The following is an 18,313-nucleotide window of genomic DNA, read 5'->3' as shown; positions in this document are numbered from 1 at the left end:
TTGGATGCCAAGTACATAAAATCGCTCATTTCCCTCCTGGATGATCCTGATACCAATGTGTTTAACACGGTATCAGAAAAAATCATCATGGAGGGAAATGAGGTTATTCCTGTTCTGGAGAACGTATGGGAAAAATCAACTGACCCTTTACTGCAAAGCAGGATTGAGAACATCATTGACTCCATTCAGTACAACTACCTGGCAGGGGAATTTCAAAAATGGGCACAGTCGCAAGAAATGGACTTACTCCAAGGGACAATCCTTGTAGCTAAAATCCAATACCCCGAACTTAACCCCTCTCCCATTCACGAGGAATTGGAAAAGATCAGGCGCGATATTTGGCTAGAACTTAACAGTAGCCTTACTGCACTTGAGAAAGTAAAAATCATCAACCACGTTATTTTCACATTACATGGCTATAAACCCGATACCTCAAACTACTTTGCTCCCAAAAACTATTTTATTAACACCCTAATAGAGACGAAACAGGGCGGGCCAATTATACTATCTCTCTTCTATGCGATTATTGCGCAAAAACTTGGCTTACCAATATACTGCGTTAGCTTACCCCACAATTTTGTTCTAGGTTTTAAAGACAGGTATTACCAGAAAACCACCGATGAGCCTGCCGAGGAAAAACATAGCATTCTCTTTTACATCAACCCATTTAACCAGGGTTCTTTATTCAGCGCAAAGGAAATTGAGCTTTTTTTGAAACAGCAAAAAATTGACGACGAACTGAGCTACTACCTGCCCTGTAACAATAAGGAGGCTATTCTTCAGCTAATATATAATGCATCGGTAGCGCTCCAGCGATCGAACAGGCAAAACAAAGCCATTCTTTTTACAAGAATTCATGACTTGCTGTCCAAATAAATAGCGAGCAAAGCAATTAAGCATTATCCTTGAAATCGATTTTAAGCTGAAATCCTACTAATTTTAACCTTTCTATCTCTGAGTTAACTATTACCTCAACCTGCGAAAAACACCTCCTACATCCCGTAGCAGCCAGAGTAAATCTTTGTACATCGGCAATGTCAACTGCCCCGCCTTTTTGTATTGCATGAACAATAGACTTTTTACTTACTCCGTTGCAATGGCAGGTTAATTTTTCGTTTTTTTTCATGATAATGAAAAAAAATGTTTTGCAATTATGGGTAAATGACTTAAATTTGCGCGCTAATTTAAATAAAATCAATAAACTATGTTGAATCAGTACGAAACCGTTTTCATTGCAACTCCCGTTTTGTCTGAGGCCCAGATGAAGGAAACGGTTACCAAGTTCAGGGATTTCATCACCGAGAATGGGGGTGAAATTGTCCATGAAGAGAGTTGGGGATTAAGAAAGTTGGCCTACCCCATTCAGAAAAAAACCACCGGTTTTTACCACCTCATTGAGTTTAAAGCCGATGGTGCATTGATTGATAAGCTGGAAACCCAGTACCGTCGCGATGAGCGTATTATCCGCTTCCTGACCGTGAAGATGGATAAGCATCATGTTGAGTTTGCTCAGAAAAGACGCAATGCCAAGGTTGAACCTAAAACTATGGAGGGTTAAACAATGAGCCAGAATCAATCAGAAATCAGATATCTCACACCGCCTAGCGTTGAGATTAAAAAGAAAAAGTACTGCCGTTTCCGCAAGAACAACATCAAGTACATCGATTACAAAGATGCTGAGTTCCTCAAGAAGTTCTTAAACGAGCAGGGTAAAATTCTACCTCGTCGTATTACCGGAACCTCACAGAAGTATCAGCGCAAGGTAGCTACTGCCGTTAAGAGAGCACGCCACTTGGCTCTGCTCCCATTTGTAACCGATTTATTAAAGTAACAGGTAGGAGGATAAACATATGGAAATCATACTACTTCAGGATGTTCCCAATTTGGGTAATAAAAATGACGTGGTTACCGTACGTAACGGTTACGCCCGCAACTACCTGATTCCAAAAGGAATGGCTATAACTGCTACCGAATCGGCAAAAAAGGTAATCGCAGAAAATATTAAACAGCAAGCCCACAAGGAAGCTAAGATTAAAGCTGAAGCCAAACAGCTTGCCAAGAAACTTGAAGGCGTTAAGCTTACCATTGGTGCTAAAACAAGTTCAACCGGCAAGATTTTTGGATCGGTTAACAACATCCAAATCGCTGAGGCTCTCGCTGAAAAAGGCTTTGAGATTGATCGTAAGAGCATTACGCTTTCTGAAGATCAGGTTAAAGAGGTTGGTACCTATAAGGCCGAAATTAAGCTTCATCGCGAGGTTAAGGTTAGCATTGAATTCGAGGTTGTTTCTGAATAATCTATTTATTGCTATAACCAAAGAAGACTGCCAACTGGCAGCCTTCTTTTTTTTATTAGCTGGTTTCAGAATTAACAAACAGCAATGCACTCAATTTCAACCATTACCCCTAAAGGTAATCGAACAACTCCGTAAGCGGCCCTCGCTGGCATTTCAGAAGTAAAATAGCGTGCGTAAACCTCGTTCATGGCGGCAAAGTTATCCATATCGCTGAGTAAACAGGTTGTTTTAACAACATTCCTGTAGTCCAAACCTGCCTCTTTCAGGATAGCTCCAATATTTTTAAGAACCTGTTCGGTTTGCTCTTTAATACCACCCTCAACCACCTTTCCCGTGGAGGGATCAATTGGTATTTGTCCTGAAATGAACAAGAAACCGTTTGCTTCAACAGCCTGGCTATAAGGCCCTACAGCCTTAGGTGCCTTTTCGGTACAAATTATTTTCTTTTCCATGGTTATTTTGGTTTGGTTATTGGTTATCGAGATAGTGATCGCGCTTGGTAAACTTAAGATCTTGTAGAATTGACGACTTTACGTTTATCTGGAAACTAAAACTCTTATAGTAGCCAATGGGAATTACAGTTAAGCGCATTTCCCAGCAATGCAAGTCGCGATAAAAGTTAAGCGAAGTGGTTGTAAGCTTTTTGTTTTTGAAGTCGTAGCCTGAGTTAAAACCAATCTTCAGTTTTGGAGTAAGGCTAATGCTTCCTGAAAAGCTTAAAGTTTGCACTAACGATGACTGCAATGCAGGTTTACTATAGCTTAGGTTGTAGCTAAACCTCACATTCCAGGGAACCGAGAAATCGACATAATCAAGTCCGTACATTGTTCCAAGCGATTCGCCAAAGTTTGAGCCATCGGGAGCCGTTCCCGGAGGTATTTCACCCGCTCCCCTCATTCTTCCTGCCGTGGACGAATTGGCCTGCCCTTCCTTTTTGCTATTCAATGAGAAATCGACACCAATATTCCCTCTGGTAAACCTTGCCAGCTTACCGCTCTCGTTCCATTCATACCTATTGTAAATTCGCCCTTGCTCATTTATGGCATACAGGTTAAAACCGCCAGAATAGTTGATGTTTACCTTCCCATCAAACAGGCCTGTTCTACCGCTAACCGACACCTCAGACCAGTTCAAAGAATCGGCTAAAAGGTTATATGAGGCGTTCATTGACAATCCATCAATAATTTTTACTTTTTTAACCGGGTTAACCGTATCGTTTGCCGATTTAACCTTCATTTCCAGCAGGTTTGAAAGTGCGAAAGAAACTACCCCCGATTTGCCTCCACCTGGTCCCCCATATATACCTTTCTCAAAAATTGAATACCTGGTTGTTTTACCAGTGGAATCGGATTGAACTGTCCTATAAAAACCGTATTTGGGATCAGAAAAATCGGGACGATAGCCTAAGGAAACCGAAGGGGTAATCACATGCCTTATTGCTTGTACTTTTGATTTCTTTGAGAACTGAAACATTCCGTAAACCTTGGTGCTCATTGAAACTGATGTGCTGTACTCATAACCCCTTTTAAATCCACGCAGTGTATCAATCTCAACCCTGTTAGAATCAGCATTCCAATTCTTTTCAATTGTTTGCAAGTACCAAAACTCGTTGTAGTTAACTCCGGGACTAACAGTTATAAACTTTAAAAGGTTGAAAGAGGTAGAAACAGGAATTGAATGTTTCATACCATTTTGCAGACTATCGAATACTGTACGTTTAAATAGATTATCTTCTTTAACCTGAACCCTGTTTTCCAGGCTAGTATTTAGGCTAACCCCAACCTTCTCGTACCATTTAGGCACCCCAATTGCATTTTTCCGTTTAAAAGGGTAAATCCTGCTCATATTAAAAGCCACCCTCGGAAAATTCAAGTCAACCGATTTATTTATTGTGTTTTGAGAGTGTGTCAACGAAGTTGATAAGCTAAATGGGGAGCCAGGCCAGGTTTTTGAATACGAAATACTTGAGTTAAACGTATTTGAGAGCGCAGTATTTATACTACGGGCATTATACCTGTTATAGTTCGATGAACCAAAGTTTACATTTGCCTGAAAAGTTGAATTTGGCGAAGCTTTTGGGTCCTGATTATGTGACCAACGAATCCAGTAGGAGTTCTGTTTACTGTAATCGGGTAAACCTTTATCGCTTGTTACAATAGTAGAATATTCTAAATTTAACGATCCTGAAAACTTATACCTGAGTTTATATGATGTTTGCCCTCGTACACCCCACGACCCCCTTGAGTATACATCAAAAGTTAAACGTTGGTCCATGTAATCGCCCATGCCGAAGTAAAATCCACCATTCCTAAGAAATAGTCCTCTGTTATTCTCCTCACCGTATTCGGGTATTAAAACGCCAGCAGCGCGTTTACGGGTATTAGGGAAAAAACCAAACGGAATAATGAGGGGAAAAGGTACATCCTCAATGACAAGGTATGCAGGACCAGCAACAATCTTCTTATCGGGTATCATCTTACCCTTTGTAATTGCAATGTAAAAGTGAGGATGGTCTAAATCGCAGGTGGTATACTTGCCACCCTGAAGGTTAACCACATCGTCCTCCATCTTTTTTGTAACCGCACTATGCATGAAGCCGCCTGACTGTTCAGTTACCACACCTATAATTTTAGCCCTACGTGTATCAAAGTTGTAGTAAATCTTTTCCATTTCAAACGACTGGCTTCCCTCCTTAAACTTTGGTTTACCGTTAATTTTTCCGGTACTATCAGGTAATCCGCTTGCATAAACCTGCTTGGTTTCCATGTCAAACTCAATGTAGTTAGCCTTCAGCTCTAGATTTTGATAGGTAACCACACCATTACCATACAGATATGCAATTTTCCCATCGAGGGAGTATACAATTGAATCGTCGGCGTTGGTAATTACTGGATCGTCGATGGCACTTTTTTTGTTCTTAGCACTATCGGGAGTTGAAACGGTATCGGGTTTGGCGTAAGCCAACATCTGTTGTAAGGCCACAGAGTCAAACCTGTTAGCAAGTAATGCCAACTGGTTTATAAGTAAAAGCAATAAAGTAAACCTAAATCTCAACTTTAATCCTATTTTTGTGAACAAATTGAGCTCAAAACTACTTAAAAAAATAAAAGAATACGCAAGGGGTATGAGGCGGGAATATAAATTTTTATCAACATTTAACTTTTATTTGGCATTACTAATCATATCACTTTTTTCAGCCAATACAATTAAATCGCAGCACCTAAGCGCATACAGTGTATCAAAGATTGTTATCGATGCTGGTCATGGAGGTAAGGATCCTGGAACAGTTGGCAAAATCAGTATGGAAAAGGATATTACCCTATCCATTGCAAAAAGGGTTGGTGACCTCATAGACCAGAACCTCCCGGGCGTGAAAGTGATTTACACCCGAACCGATGATACCTTTATACCCCTAGACGAACGTAGCAGAATTGCTAACCGTGAAAGCGCCGATTTGTTTATATCAATCCATTGCAATGCTGCACCCAATAAGGGTGTTACCGGAACCGAAACCTACGTTATGGGGTTGCATAAGAGCAACGAGAACCTTGATGTAGCGATGCGCGAGAATGCTGTTATTACCTATGAGGATGAATACCACGAAAAATACGAAGGTTATGACCCTAACTCCGCCGAATCGTTCATAATTTTTACCATGCTCCAAAATGCTTTCCTAGAGCAAAGCCTCGATTTTGCCTCAATTATCCAAGGTGATTTAAAGGAACGTGCTAAGCGTCCCGATAGAGGTGTTAGGCAGGCAGGCTTTCTTGTGCTTTGGAAAACATCAATGCCAAGTGTTCTTGTGGAGGTTGGCTACCTTAGCAATCCAAGAGAGGAGGTGTTTTTGAATTCAAATGAAGGGCAAGAACTTATTGCTTCATCAATTTACAGAGCCATTAAAGCCTACAAGCAAAAAGTTGACGCAATTGTAGAGTCAAACCAGAAAACTGTAAAGCCCGACCCATCAAAACCAGAAAATATAGAGAATGAATCGACAACAATGGCAAAAGTAAATACAATAGAGTTTAAGGTTCAAATAGCCTCATCACAAACCCCAATGAACAGTAAAGGAACTCAGTTTGATGGCATAAATAATATTGACACTCTTGTGGTTAATGGAGTTTACAAATACTTGGTTGGTGGTTCGCAATCGTACCCTGAAGCACTGGAATACTGCAAGGTTGTTAAACAAAAGTTTCCTGATGCCTTTGTAGTAGCCATTGAAAACGGAGAGATTATTCCCATTAAAAAAGCCTTAGAGAAGATTAACTCAAACTAGATGCCTACTTTCCCAATAATTGAGTAATTTTGAATTGTAAACAACCAAAAGAGCTAGCCATGAAACTCAAACTAACCCGCGAAACAAAAATTGGCCTGTTTGCCCTTACCATACTTGTTGTAATGTTCTGGGGAGTAAACTTTTTAAAGGGTAAAAATATTTTTAGCCCAAACAATGTTTACTACGCCATTTTCAAATCGGTTGATGGGTTAAAAAACACCGATGCCGTGCTAATTAACGGCTTTAAGGTTGGCCTGGTTAAAAACATTGAGTTTCATGACTTAAAGTCGGGGAGGTTTCGGGTGGTATTACTGGTTAATAAGAAGTACAGCCTCCCCCGAAACACTACTGCCAAACTAGTAAGCACCGATATAATGGGAGGTAAGGCCATAAAGCTTGAGGTAGCCCCCGATAGCCTTTACTATGAACCTGGTGACACACTTCCTACATCCATTGAGGTAGGGCTCCTCGATCAACTTGCCTACCAAATGTCGCCCGTAAAGGAAAAAGCTGAGGTAATGATGAGCGAGATTGCTAAAACCCTTGTTGTACTTCAGGAAGTGCTTAACGATGAAAATAAAAAGAACCTGTCGGAGGGCATTGAGAACCTCAATAGAACCCTCCATAACATTGCAAACCTGAGTGCTGGCCTCGACACCATGGTTAACAGTCCAAAAGGCTCCATAAGGTTATCGCTAAGCAATATAGAGTCAATTTCATCGAACATCCGAAAGAATAATGCAGACATTACAAACACCATTAAAAACCTTTCAAGCTTAAGCGATTCTCTATCCAAAGCTAACCTTTACAGCACGCTTATAAAGCTCGACTCCTCGCTAACCCAACTCCAGCAAGCTTTAACAAAAGTAAATTCAGGCGAGGGGACACTAGGCAAGCTGGTTAATAACGACTCGCTGTATCGTAACCTAGAATCGGCATCACTACAGCTTGAGTTACTGATTAAAGACATGAAAGCGAACCCTAAAAGGTATGTTAATTTCTCGATAATCGACTTAAGTAGAACCAAATACATCGAAGAAAAGAAAAACAAATAGCAGTTTATTATATAAATCTGTATATCAATCCGTTATATTATTCCGACTGTAAGTCAATGCTATACAGTAAATCTATATAACCTTTAAATTTAGATTCACTTAACAATAAGTTAACAATCAAATATTTGTGTTATTAACAACTTATGTAACTGTATATCAGTGCATTAAAAAATTTTGACGAACGAAAAAAAAATATTTGAGTGATAATAAGGTAGTTGTAATGTTAACACAAAAGTCAACCTGAAAACCTATTTTTTTTTAAAAAAAATCATTACAATTTTGTTGATGTTGATAACAGGTTGAAAAATTTTCACTCAAATATTTTTACATGTATATGGCAGCTGATTATAAAGAAGTTTGGGAAAACTGTTTAAGAATCATTAAGGACAACGTAACGCCCATAAGCTTTAAAACTTGGTTTGAGCCCATTGTTCCCATTAAGCTGGAAAAGAATGTACTCACCATTCAGGTGCCAAGTCCTTTCTTCTACGAGTATTTGGAAGAGCAGTACATTGACATACTGCGTAAAACGTTAAGGAAGGAGTTGGGAGCCGATGCTAAGCTTGAGTACAGTGTAATTATGGAACATAGTGGCTATAATGGTGGCACTCCATATACAGTTAAGTTCCCCACTCAGAACAAAACTGAACTTAAAAACAAGCCAGTTTCAGTTCAGGCCGTTCAGGAAGCACCTATTAAGAACCCTTTCATTATTCCGGGAATTAAAAAGCTAAATGTTGATCCTCAGCTTAACCCTGAGTACAACTTCGCAAACTTTGTGGAGGGGACATGCAACCGCTTAGCTCGTTCTGCCGGAATCACTATTAGTCAGGCTCCAGGGAAAACTGCTTTTAATCCATTGTTTATTTACGGAGGCTCAGGGTTAGGCAAAACACACCTGGCTCAGGCAATTGGGATAGAGGTTAAAAGACATTTCCCTGAAAAAATTGTACTATACGTGAACGCCGTTAAGTTCCAAACCCAGTTTGTGGATGCTTACTTTAAACATAACAACATAAACGATTTTCTTCACTTCTACCAAAGTATCGACTTACTAATACTTGACGATGTTCACGAGTTTGCAGGAAAGGAAAAGACACAGGATGCCTTTTTCCACATCTTTAACCATTTACACCAAACGGGCAAGCAGCTTATCCTTACATCGGATCAGGCTCCAGCTGACCTGCAAGGCTTAGAAAAACGACTTCTATCGCGCTTCAAGTGGGGCTTGTCGGCTGAGCTTACAACACCTGACTTTGAAACAAGGGTAGCAATACTTAAAAAGAAAGTATATAACGATGGTATAGTAGTACCAAACGACGTTTTGGAATACATTGCCTCAAATATTACCCAGAACATTCGTGAACTTGAAGGTGCACTCATTTCCATGCTAGCTCAGTCAACCCTAAATGGGAAACAGCTCAGCGTTGAACTTGCCTCGGAAATGATTGAGAAGCTAGTTAAAAACACCAAGAAGGATATTACTATTGATTACATCCAAAAAGTTGTTTGCGAGTACTTTGGTTTACCTGTTGATGTGTTAAATGCAAAAACTCGCAAACGTGAGATAGTGCAAGCACGTCAGATTGCCATGTACTTCTCTAAAAGTTTAACCAAAGCATCCCTTTCAACCATTGGTAGCGTTATTGGGAACAAAGATCATGCAACTGTTCTTCACGCCTGTAAAACAGTTAACAATCTGATGGAAACCGATAAACGATTCAAAGCCCAGGTGGAAGATATCCAAAAGAAGCTTAAGTATAACGCATAATACTAGTTTTTAGGGTTCTTATAGTAAAGGAGGGAGCTTACATAGCCCCTCCTTTCTCATTTTCATTCAACATTTAATCAATGAAAATTGTAAGGTTGTCAATAAAGCTAAACAAATTAAAGATGAATACGCTAAAGGAATTATTTTTACTACCAATTTGAGTTCCAAGAATTGAAATTGTGGAAATCATTTTTCACTGGATGATTACTGAGAACCATATTTTTAAGGGAAAAAAACTGAAGATATAAACTGTAAAACAATAGTTATGATAAAAATTAAAAACCTTTTGTTCGCTCTCTCCATTGCAACCCCACTAATGGCTCAGCCCAACCCCGATAGCTTAATAGAAGTAATCAGACACAACGCAAAGGACTCTATTATTCTAAACAAAATATATGAAAAACTAGGGCCAGCAAAGGAATATAAGGATTCCATTTACGACAAGGTAGTAATCGAATTAATTAAGTCATCAGCATCATATGGCTGGGCTAATGGAGTTGCCAAAGGCAACGAGCTTGCAGGAAATAGATATTATGCTAGAGGAAACTTTTCCAAGGCTCAGGAGTACTTTCAAAACATTATTGTCCTTTCACAGAAAACAAAAATTCCGGTTGCAATCATAGCCAACTCCTATAAAATGCTTGCAGGAATCCTTTTCAATACAGGAAATGCAGAAGGTGCCATTGAAAAAGCGAATAATGCAATAGACCTTTTCCAACAAATTAACGATACCCTAAGCCTGGCAAAGACTATAAATTTGCTTGGGGGTATTTACTGGAATCTAGGGAAACTTGAACTAGCATCCGAAAAACTATTCCAAGCCCTTAAACTTAGAGAAAAACTAGGTGACTCACTTGGTGTAGCACATGCTTATAACAACATTGGCCTAATATTCGATACTCAGGGTAAGCAAAATCAAGCACTTGATATGTATTACAAAGCCCTAACCATTTACCAAAAACTAAAAAATGATTTGGGTGTTGGCAGGGCATCAAATAACATTGCCATCATCCTCAAAAACCAGAAAAGTTTTACTGAGAGTCTCAATATGTTTCTTAAATCATACGAAGTAGATGTAAAAAACAACAATATTGACGACCAGGGCAAGACCCTCAGTAACATCGGACAGCTTTACCTGGATATTGGAAATCCAAGGGAAGGCATAAACTACCTATTAAAGGCTAAATTGGCTTTTGAGCAAAGCAAGAACGAGAATGGATTAGCAGCAGTTTTCCTTAATCTTGGTCGCGCCTACGAGCAAATAGGAAATTTAGGCACTTCAGTTGCCTTTTACGCCCGGGCTCTTGAACTAGCTGTTAAACTCAAATCTATTGAGTGGCAACGCGATGCCCATAAAGGAATGTACTCAATTCTTAAACGCCAAGGTAACTATAAAAAAGCCATTGAGCATCTTGAGGCCTATAAAACACTCAGCGATACGTTAAGCAATATCTCAAATCTGAATAATCTCGATAAGCTAAAAATTGAGTACGAAACAGATAAAAAAGAAAGTGAAATTGCTCTGCTCCAAAAGGATAATGAGCTGAAACAATTAGACATCAAAAGACAAAAGGTAATCAATTTGTTGCTTTTATCGCTTGTTGTTTTCAGTTTGATAATAGTTGTGCTATCATACCTCTACCTGAAAAAATTGAAAAAGGATAAACGATTACTACAGGAAATGAATGCTGAGATTTTAATTCAAAAGGAGGAAATTGAAACACAACGCGATATGCTGGAAATCAACATAAACGAACTAAACCAGCATAAAACCGAACTTGCCCTTCAAACCGAGCAAATTGAGATGCAAAATAGACTTTTGGAATATGCCAACCATAGAATAACTGAAGGTCTAGAGTATGCTTCTTTTATTCAACGTTCGCTGCTCTCAAACCCCATAGAACTAGAAAAGTATTTCAGCAAACAAGCCATGCTCTACAAGCCAAAGGATTATGTTGGCGGCGATATATACTGGCATCATGAATTTGATAACGGAATAATTTTTGTCATTGCCGACTGTATAGGGCATGGAGTAGCCGGAGCTTTTATGAGCATAATGGCAATTAACGCTCTAAAAGATGCTGTAACTATCTTTAAACTAAATAAACCCAGCCAAATTGCAACGCACTTGTATAATGAGTTGATAAAAAACAACGCAAAACCGTTTGATTCAAACTTACTATTAGGCATCGACTTTATTGTTTGCAAGTACACAAAACAGGCAGCAGCGCTGGAATACTCAGGGCACAAAATATCATTTGAGTATTTCGATTCCAAAAATAATCATATAACTGTTCGTCCCCAACGTAACCTCAACCGTCAGCTCGGTTTGATTGTATTCAACGATGAATACCTTGATATTACCAAAAAAGGGAAACTCTTTTTCTACACTGATGGTTACCACGACCAGATAAGTGATACTAAGCGCATGAAGCTGGGCAAATCCGAATATATTAAACTGCTAGGTAATACTTTAGATAAACCTGTTGATGAACAGGTCAAACATCTTGAATCATTCCTGGAAAAATGGAAAGGTAATTACGAACAGGTTGATGATATATTGGTACTGGGAATAGATATTTAGCCTACTTCACCCTCCCATTCGTAACAACAAACCATGGATTAACAAGGTCCTCCTTGTTGTACGAAAGTCTTTCACCCGTCTCATAGGTTATAACTTTAAAACCAGCACCCTCAACAATTGCCTGACCGGCAGCAGTGTCCCACTCGCTGGAAAGCGAAAGACGGGGATATAAATCCGCTTTACCTTCGGCTATCATGCACATTTTAAGCGATGAGCCAATAGGAAGTAATTCTATGTTTGAGTAACGTTCTGATAAGCTATTAATATACTGAATGGTTTCAGGTGTGCTATGCGACCTACTCTCTACAACCACAATGCTATCGCGATTGCTTGGTAAAGGCAACTTTTGAGAAATAGCTTGAATATCTTCATATGAAATCTCATAATCATTTTTTGAAACTAAAGAGGTAACCATATAAGCCCCTTCCGAATTAATGGAGTAGTAAAGCTTTCCGGTAACAGGCACAAATACTATCCCTGCAATTGGGTACTTTTCGTATACAAGAGCAATATTTACAGTAAACTCCCCATTACGTTTGATAAACTCTTTTGTCCCATCAAGTGGATCAACCACCCAGAAATAATCCCATCCTTTACGCTCTTCGTAGATTATATTCCTACCTTCCTCGCTAAGAACTGGGATAAAAGTCTTTGAAAGCGAACTCTTAATTTCCTCATGGGCAAGTCTATCGGCCAGGGTTAACGGAGTACGATCGGACTTAAGATTTACCTGAAAATCATCAGAATTATATACCTCCATTATCTTGTAACCTGCTCTAACCGCAGCGCCAATGGCAGTTGAAAGCAGGTTGTGAAGTTCTGGTGTTTCTATCATTCCTGTTGAGTGATTTTGGTTACAAAATTAAACCATTTTAATATACCATACAACCGCTTACAAACATGCTTTTAAACCTCTTTTATTTAAACCATCATATTTGAAAATGTATTATGTTTATGCCGAAAAAAAATTAATACCCATGAGCAATAATCAATTAAAGCCAGAACTTGTTTTCCACTACTTTGGTGAAATATGCAAGATTCCTCGTCCTTCAAAGAAGGAGGATAAAATTATAGCCTACATCGTAGATTTTGCCCAGAAGCATAATCTTGAATACCGGAAAGATGATGCTGGAAACATTCTGATAAGGAAACCAGCATCAGCAGGTTACGAGAATAAGCAACCAGTTGTACTGCAAAGTCACCTGGACATGGTTTGTGAGAAGAACAGCGATGTAAACCATGATTTTAACAATGATCCCATACAAACCTACACCGATGGAGAATGGTTAAAAGCTAAGGGAACAACCCTTGGAGCCGACGATGGTATTGGGATTGCAGCCCAGTTGGCTATCCTAGCCTCAAGCGATATTGAGCATGGACCACTAGAATGCCTTTTCACTGTTGATGAGGAGACCGGTCTTACTGGTGCATTCGAGATGGGAAGCGGATTTTTTAATTCAAAAATTCTTTTAAACCTCGATTCCGAGGACGAGGGCGAACTTTTCATTGGCTGCGCAGGAGGTATCGACACAGTGGCAACTTTTGCATACGAACCCGATAGGGTACCTAGCGATTCTGTTGCCATGAAGCTGATAGTGAAAGGCTTACTTGGAGGTCACTCAGGCGACGACATTGACAAGCACCGCGCTAACTCAATAAAGCTTATTAACCGTTTCCTCTGGAAAGGAACACAGCTATTTGATCTTAGGCTTGCCAACCTTGATGGTGGCAACCTACGTAATGCCATACCACGCGAAGCATCGGCAATATTCACAATCCATAAGGATGATAAGGCTCAACTGATTCTAACCTTTGAAAACATTAGAGCTGAAATTTACAATGAATGGCGCGATGCGGAGCCAAACCTCGAAATCACAATCGAGGACTCACCCCTACCCGATTTTGTAATTGACGAACCTACCCATTTCGATCTACTTAACTCACTATACGCTTGCCCTCATGGAGTTATAGCCATGAGTCGCCAGCTAAAAGGGCTCGTTGAAACCTCTACCAATTTAGCTTCTGTGAAATTTATTCAGGACAACCAAATTCTCGTAACTACCAGCCAACGCAGTGCAGTGGAATCGGCAAAGCATGATATTTCAAACATGGTTGAAAGCGTTTTCCGGCTTGCCAATGCCAACATTCAGCACTCCGATGGTTACCCGGGATGGGCACCTAACACCAACTCTCAGATACTTGAAATAACAAAAGCTTCGTACAAGAAACTTTTTAAGGTAGAGCCTGTAGTCAGAGCAATACATGCTGGACTTGAATGTGGCCTTTTCTTAAAGAAATACCCCGAACTGGACATGATTTCGTTTGGACCTACCATTAAGGGGGCGCACTCTCCCGACGAAAGACTTCATATCCCATCAACACAAAAGTTCTGGGATTTGCTGCTTGATGTATTAAAGAACATTCCCGAAAACAAGTAATACATCCAAAAAGGAAAAGAACCCAATAGGGTTCTTTTCTTCTTAATACTCAAAACAAACTCCGTAATGACGGTTCGTTCAAGACAAACCCAATCTAGTTAAACTCCTCAAAGTAATCCTTGGTTACATTACATACAGGGCAGTGCCAATTGTCAGGTAACTCCTCAAAAGGAGTACCTGCAGGTATTCCATGATCAGGATCCCCAATATTTTCGTCGTATATGTAACCACAAACTCTACACTTGTACATTGGCGAATTATTTTTTGATTAACTTGCAAAAAATTTATCAAAATTACGAAAATGGAAACTAAACACCAACTGGCACTTGTTGTATTAATAATATTGTTTACCTGCCCATCTTTAGCATTTGCTCAAAAGAAAAAGGAAATTCGTGAAGCCGGCATTAAACAAAAGGTTGAGTGGCGTTATAAATACCAAAACGAGAAAGAGATCAAGTACAAGGAATACGAGGCACAATTTGACAAGCAAGGGAATATACTAATGGAAAAAAATTACGATGAAAAAGGCAATACTGTAAAGCATATTGAATACAAATACGATGGTGAAGGAAACGAAATATTGCAAACCACCTTCAACAGTAAAGGCGAAGTTCTTGAAAGGGTGGAAACTACGTATAGCAATGGCTTTAAAGTGGAAAAGAAAGTATATGGGCCTTATGGAAAACTGAAAAGTAGAAAAGTTTTTGAATATAAGTAGTATAGTGTAATCCATGAAAGAGAATGATATTAAACAATTAGATTTCAACTACTTAAACCTAGGCGATGTGGACAAGGCGCAATTTATGCGCCGTATCGATAGTAAGTATTTAGTACAGGCAGAATGGGCATTTGAAATACTTTCATTCTTAAAACAACACTACTTTATTGTTGAGAATAAAGCTCAGCTAATGCCTGAGTACTTTTCGGAATATTTTGACAGCAGTGGCTTTACCATGTATCTTGACCACCATAACAGGAGGGCTAAGCGTTATAAGTTAAGGCTCAGGCATTACAAAGCTAGCGGCGATGTATTCCTAGAGGTAAAAACACGAATGCCTTCAGGCGAAACATTAAAGAAACGAACCGAAATTACCAACAACTCCATTGACAATCCAACGGTTGAAGCCTTTGTTAAAAAAAATATTCCTTTCAGGTTTAATGAGTTAACAAGAACATTGTATACAACCTTTAACAGGATAACCCTAGTATCGTTCGATTTTAATGAACGTGTTACAATGGACTTCAATATACTGCTCAAAAATCCAACCCATGCCGTAAACCTTTCAGATATTTGTGTAATAGAATCAAAACGGGACAAGTACAACTCGTCAAGCTTTCTTATCAATCATTTAAAGCAACACGGATATAGACAAACCGGTTTTAGCAAGTACTCAATTGGGTGCGCACTTTTGTATAATAACCTAAAGTCCAATAACTTTAAGCCAATAATTACGCACATTAACAAGTACAAAAATGAGAATGCTTTGGTTAACACTACAAGCTGATTCGTTCCAGCTATTTGGAATCGATATCATAAACACGAACGATTTTTACACACTTCTCCTACGGTTTATCTTGAACACTGTTATTTTATGGATTACTGTCCGTTACCTATACTACCCACGTACTTACCGTAGAGATTATGTTTTTACATACCTTATGCTTGGCGTGGTTGTATTTTTTATGTGTTTTCTGCTTGCAAACGTCAAGCTACAACTTGGTTTTGCCTTGGGGTTATTTGCTGTTTTTGGGATTATTCGCTACCGGACCAACCCAATACCAATTAAAGAGATGACTTATCTCTTTTTCATAATTGCCATATCGTTAATAAATGCCATATCGTCGAAAAAGGTTAGCTATGCAGAACTGCTATTTTCAAATTTTGCATTATTAGGCGTAGCTCTAATACTTGAAAAAGGCCTTTTCATTAAACATCTATCACAAAAGGTGATAGTTTACGAGAAAATCAACCTCATTACCCCCGATAAAAGGGCAGAACTTATAGAGGATTTAAAGAAACGAACTGGTCTTGAAATTAAGAGTGTAGAAATTGGCAAGGTTGATTTTGTTCGCGATATAGCCTGGCTAGTTGTTCACTTTCCCGCTGAAAACTTTAACGATACTAACACCCCACAAATAGATGCCAGGGAAGTAGTAGATGATGACGATTAAATAATCTCTACCATTTTAAATGGAGCCTTTACCAGGGCCTGAAAATCACGACCTAAGTTCTTAATGGTGTCGTCATCCTCCTCAAAGTACCAGTTAATAACCACGTTATGTCCCTGTGAGTAGGCCTCATCAAGCATCCTCATTATGGTGAAAATAAACCGGTTTGAACCGCTATTGATGTACTCCATCTTCAGGTTGAGCCTGGTTAATGGTTCAGGCTTTTTAAGGTAATCTTCAATCCATTTAATAACAGGCTGGTAAAAAGCAACTGCATCCTCAGCAATTGAGCGTCCTGAAATTTGCAGAATACCCGGTTTAAAATCAATCTCCGGTGTTTTGGTAGTGCCCTTGATGTATAAATTTGTCATGGCCTAAGTCTTTATCAGCATGTAAATTTATAAATATTATACCATACAAATAAAAAAATCCGCCCAAAATAGTTAAACGATGGGCGGATAAATTTGTTCGGTGAATCTGCTAAATTCCCAATTTCTTTGCCAAATCAACAGGAACAGCCTTTTTATGAACCATAATATTTGTTGATTTGTACAGTACAAATGCCCTTGAGGCATAAAAATATCCATTGTATTTACCATCGGCACCCCAACTATTCTTCACTTTGTAAAATGTGTTACCCAGCTGATCGGTTGCCTTGCCTACCAGCACCATACCATGGTCATCGGTGGTTTGATAGTTATCAAAAGCAAGTTGCCTTATCTCCTGGGTAATTACCATTTCCTTAACTGGCTTCTCGAACGAGTATAAAGTTTTTTCCTTCTCACGATTCGAGAGTTGAGTCCAGCGCTCCTTGTCGGAACCGGCATTTTCCTTATCATCAAAATCAGGTACAATAGCTACACCCTTACTCCAGCTAAACCCTTTATCGCTAACATCGCTTGCCCAGGCAACCGGGTAACCGTTATCGATGGCGCTTTCAATAATCCTATCAAAATCACTTAAAGGCACATTGTAGGCCTCGCCATGTATCCAGTTATCGGGTAGTTCCAGAACAAATTTCTGGTAAAAGGGATGATGGCTGAACGAGGTTATTACCACGTAATCGTCAGGATTTATACCTAGCTGTTTTGCAAACAATTCTGGTGTGTATGTTTTGCCATTGTAGGTAAAATTCTGGGGTAATGAACCAAAGTAGGCATCCAGTATACCATCGAATGCTTTTTTCCAAGCCGTGGAGAGCTTACGGTTTGGATTTTTAACTATAGCATCTACAAAAGCCTTAGTAACGGCATCAACCTCGCCGTGTACATGCGATTCCTCTCCATAGCTTAAGCCCTGATAAACGTCCATGGGTACTATCCCAAACCGCTTAATGGCTTCCAGCACATCGAAGAATGAACCGCCTGGGCCAAAATTATTGGTACCATTGAACCTGACATACCTATCGGCTTTCATGGCGTAGATATTCCTAACCACAAACATAGGCGAAAGGTCAACAGCAGGCTTTCCCATTCGCAAAAGCTCTGACTCCAGAAATGCCATTCCCGAAAAACTCCAGCAGGTGCTTGAGCGGTTCTGGTTCTTAACCGATGTTGTGGGTATAACCTTAACATCAGTAAAGGCATAGGGCTCTTTTGCCTCGTCCTTTTTATCCTGAGCAAACACTACCCCAATCGCCATGATTAGGAATAGCAAAAGGCTGAAAAAGTACTTTATCCGCTTCATAACTATGAATTTTGGTTTGTTAAGTTTGATTTTA

The 18,313-nt window shown here is 39.4% G+C and carries 19 protein-coding genes; 12 read left to right on the top strand and 7 right to left on the bottom strand.

Annotated features, from left to right (window positions below; translation table 11 throughout):
- Positions 1–876: a transglutaminase-like domain-containing protein gene (locus AB6811_RS00755; protein ID WP_369488290.1), complete on the top strand. Its 876-nt coding sequence runs from the start codon at positions 1–3 to the stop codon at positions 874–876.
- Positions 877–892: 16 nt separating this feature from the next.
- Here AB6811_RS00755 and AB6811_RS00750 read toward each other — a convergent pair whose 3' ends face one another.
- Positions 893–1,126 (bottom strand): (2Fe-2S)-binding protein, encoded by a 234-nt coding sequence (locus tag AB6811_RS00750; protein ID WP_369488289.1) that lies wholly within the window; start codon positions 1,124–1,126, stop codon positions 893–895.
- A gap of 81 nt (positions 1,127–1,207) precedes the next feature.
- Between AB6811_RS00750 and rpsF the strand changes: the two genes are divergently transcribed.
- From rpsF to rplI, 3 genes are read left to right on the top strand one after another with little or no spacing between them, the layout of a single operon-like run.
- Positions 1,208–1,558: a 30S ribosomal protein S6 gene (gene rpsF, locus AB6811_RS00745; RefSeq protein ID WP_369488505.1), complete on the top strand. Its 351-nt coding sequence runs from the start codon at positions 1,208–1,210 to the stop codon at positions 1,556–1,558.
- Between the two features lie 3 nt (positions 1,559–1,561).
- Positions 1,562–1,831 carry a 30S ribosomal protein S18 gene (gene rpsR, locus AB6811_RS00740; protein ID WP_369488288.1) on the top strand — a complete coding sequence of 90 codons (270 nt, stop codon included), beginning with the start codon at positions 1,562–1,564 and terminating at the stop codon, positions 1,829–1,831.
- A 19-nt stretch (positions 1,832–1,850) separates the two neighbouring features.
- On the top strand, positions 1,851–2,297 hold the full coding sequence (rplI, locus tag AB6811_RS00735; RefSeq protein ID WP_369488287.1) for a 50S ribosomal protein L9: 447 nt from the start codon (positions 1,851–1,853) through the stop codon (positions 2,295–2,297).
- Positions 2,298–2,368: 71 nt separating this feature from the next.
- Here the strand turns inward: rplI and AB6811_RS00730 are convergent, their stop codons facing one another.
- On the bottom strand, positions 2,369–2,749 hold the full coding sequence (locus AB6811_RS00730; RefSeq protein WP_369488286.1) for a RidA family protein: 381 nt from the start codon (positions 2,747–2,749) through the stop codon (positions 2,369–2,371).
- 16 nt (positions 2,750–2,765) lie between these two features.
- The gene (locus tag AB6811_RS00725; protein ID WP_369488285.1) at positions 2,766–5,351 is read right to left on the bottom strand and encodes a putative LPS assembly protein LptD; all 2,586 of its coding nucleotides are present in this window, start codon (positions 5,349–5,351) and stop codon (positions 2,766–2,768) included.
- Between the two features lie 112 nt (positions 5,352–5,463).
- Between AB6811_RS00725 and AB6811_RS00720 the strand changes: the two genes are divergently transcribed.
- The 4 genes from AB6811_RS00720 (at position 5,464) to AB6811_RS00705 (ending at position 11,986) form a co-directional block, all read left to right on the top strand.
- Positions 5,464–6,576, top strand: coding sequence for an N-acetylmuramoyl-L-alanine amidase family protein (locus tag AB6811_RS00720; protein ID WP_369488284.1), 1,113 nt, complete (start codon positions 5,464–5,466; stop codon positions 6,574–6,576).
- Between the two features lie 59 nt (positions 6,577–6,635).
- On the top strand, positions 6,636–7,631 hold the full coding sequence (locus AB6811_RS00715; protein ID WP_369488283.1) for an MlaD family protein: 996 nt from the start codon (positions 6,636–6,638) through the stop codon (positions 7,629–7,631).
- A gap of 334 nt (positions 7,632–7,965) precedes the next feature.
- Positions 7,966–9,402 (top strand): chromosomal replication initiator protein DnaA, encoded by a 1,437-nt coding sequence (gene dnaA, locus AB6811_RS00710; protein ID WP_369488282.1) that lies wholly within the window; start codon positions 7,966–7,968, stop codon positions 9,400–9,402.
- A gap of 265 nt (positions 9,403–9,667) precedes the next feature.
- Positions 9,668–11,986 (top strand): tetratricopeptide repeat protein, encoded by a 2,319-nt coding sequence (locus AB6811_RS00705; RefSeq protein WP_369488281.1) that lies wholly within the window; start codon positions 9,668–9,670, stop codon positions 11,984–11,986.
- Between the two features lies 1 nt (position 11,987).
- Here the strand turns inward: AB6811_RS00705 and cysQ are convergent, their stop codons facing one another.
- Positions 11,988–12,821 carry a 3'(2'),5'-bisphosphate nucleotidase CysQ gene (gene cysQ / locus AB6811_RS00700; protein ID WP_369488280.1) on the bottom strand — a complete coding sequence of 278 codons (834 nt, stop codon included), beginning with the start codon at positions 12,819–12,821 and terminating at the stop codon, positions 11,988–11,990.
- A gap of 142 nt (positions 12,822–12,963) precedes the next feature.
- Here cysQ and AB6811_RS00695 point away from each other — a divergent pair, with 142 nt between their 5' ends.
- On the top strand, positions 12,964–14,424 hold the full coding sequence (locus AB6811_RS00695; protein WP_369488279.1) for an aminoacyl-histidine dipeptidase: 1,461 nt from the start codon (positions 12,964–12,966) through the stop codon (positions 14,422–14,424).
- 94 nt (positions 14,425–14,518) lie between these two features.
- On the opposite strand, the gene AB6811_RS00690 is transcribed toward AB6811_RS00695, so the two are convergent.
- Positions 14,519–14,674: a rubredoxin gene (locus AB6811_RS00690; protein ID WP_369488278.1), complete on the bottom strand. Its 156-nt coding sequence runs from the start codon at positions 14,672–14,674 to the stop codon at positions 14,519–14,521.
- Positions 14,675–14,725: 51 nt separating this feature from the next.
- Here AB6811_RS00690 and AB6811_RS00685 point away from each other — a divergent pair, with 51 nt between their 5' ends.
- The 3 genes from AB6811_RS00685 to AB6811_RS00675 are packed head-to-tail and all read left to right on the top strand — an operon-like array spanning position 14,726 to position 16,596.
- Positions 14,726–15,142, top strand: coding sequence for a hypothetical protein (locus tag AB6811_RS00685; protein ID WP_369488277.1), 417 nt, complete (start codon positions 14,726–14,728; stop codon positions 15,140–15,142).
- Between the two features lie 13 nt (positions 15,143–15,155).
- Entirely contained in the window at positions 15,156–15,929 is a 774-nt protein-coding gene (locus AB6811_RS00680; RefSeq protein WP_369488276.1) for a VTC domain-containing protein, read from the top strand.
- The gene (locus AB6811_RS00675) at positions 15,898–16,596 is read left to right on the top strand and encodes a DUF4956 domain-containing protein (protein ID WP_369488275.1); all 699 of its coding nucleotides are present in this window, start codon (positions 15,898–15,900) and stop codon (positions 16,594–16,596) included. The genes AB6811_RS00680 and AB6811_RS00675 overlap by 32 nt, the downstream gene beginning before the upstream one ends.
- Here the strand turns inward: AB6811_RS00675 and AB6811_RS00670 are convergent.
- Together AB6811_RS00670 and AB6811_RS00665 are read right to left on the bottom strand one after the other, a co-directional pair.
- Positions 16,593–16,964 carry a DUF1987 domain-containing protein gene (locus AB6811_RS00670; RefSeq protein WP_369488274.1) on the bottom strand — a complete coding sequence of 124 codons (372 nt, stop codon included), beginning with the start codon at positions 16,962–16,964 and terminating at the stop codon, positions 16,593–16,595. The genes AB6811_RS00675 and AB6811_RS00670 overlap by 4 nt on opposite strands.
- A 109-nt stretch (positions 16,965–17,073) precedes the next feature.
- Positions 17,074–18,279, bottom strand: a complete 1,206-nt coding sequence (locus tag AB6811_RS00665) for a C1 family peptidase (protein ID WP_369488273.1) — start codon at positions 18,277–18,279, stop codon at positions 17,074–17,076.
- Between the last annotated feature and the right edge of the window lie 34 nt (positions 18,280–18,313).

The sequence above is a fragment of the Tenuifilum sp. 4138str genome (genome assembly GCF_041102575.1).
GTDB classification, from domain to species: domain Bacteria; phylum Bacteroidota; class Bacteroidia; order Bacteroidales; family Tenuifilaceae; genus Tenuifilum; species Tenuifilum osseticum.
This window is presented reverse-complemented; position numbering and strand designations above follow the sequence as displayed.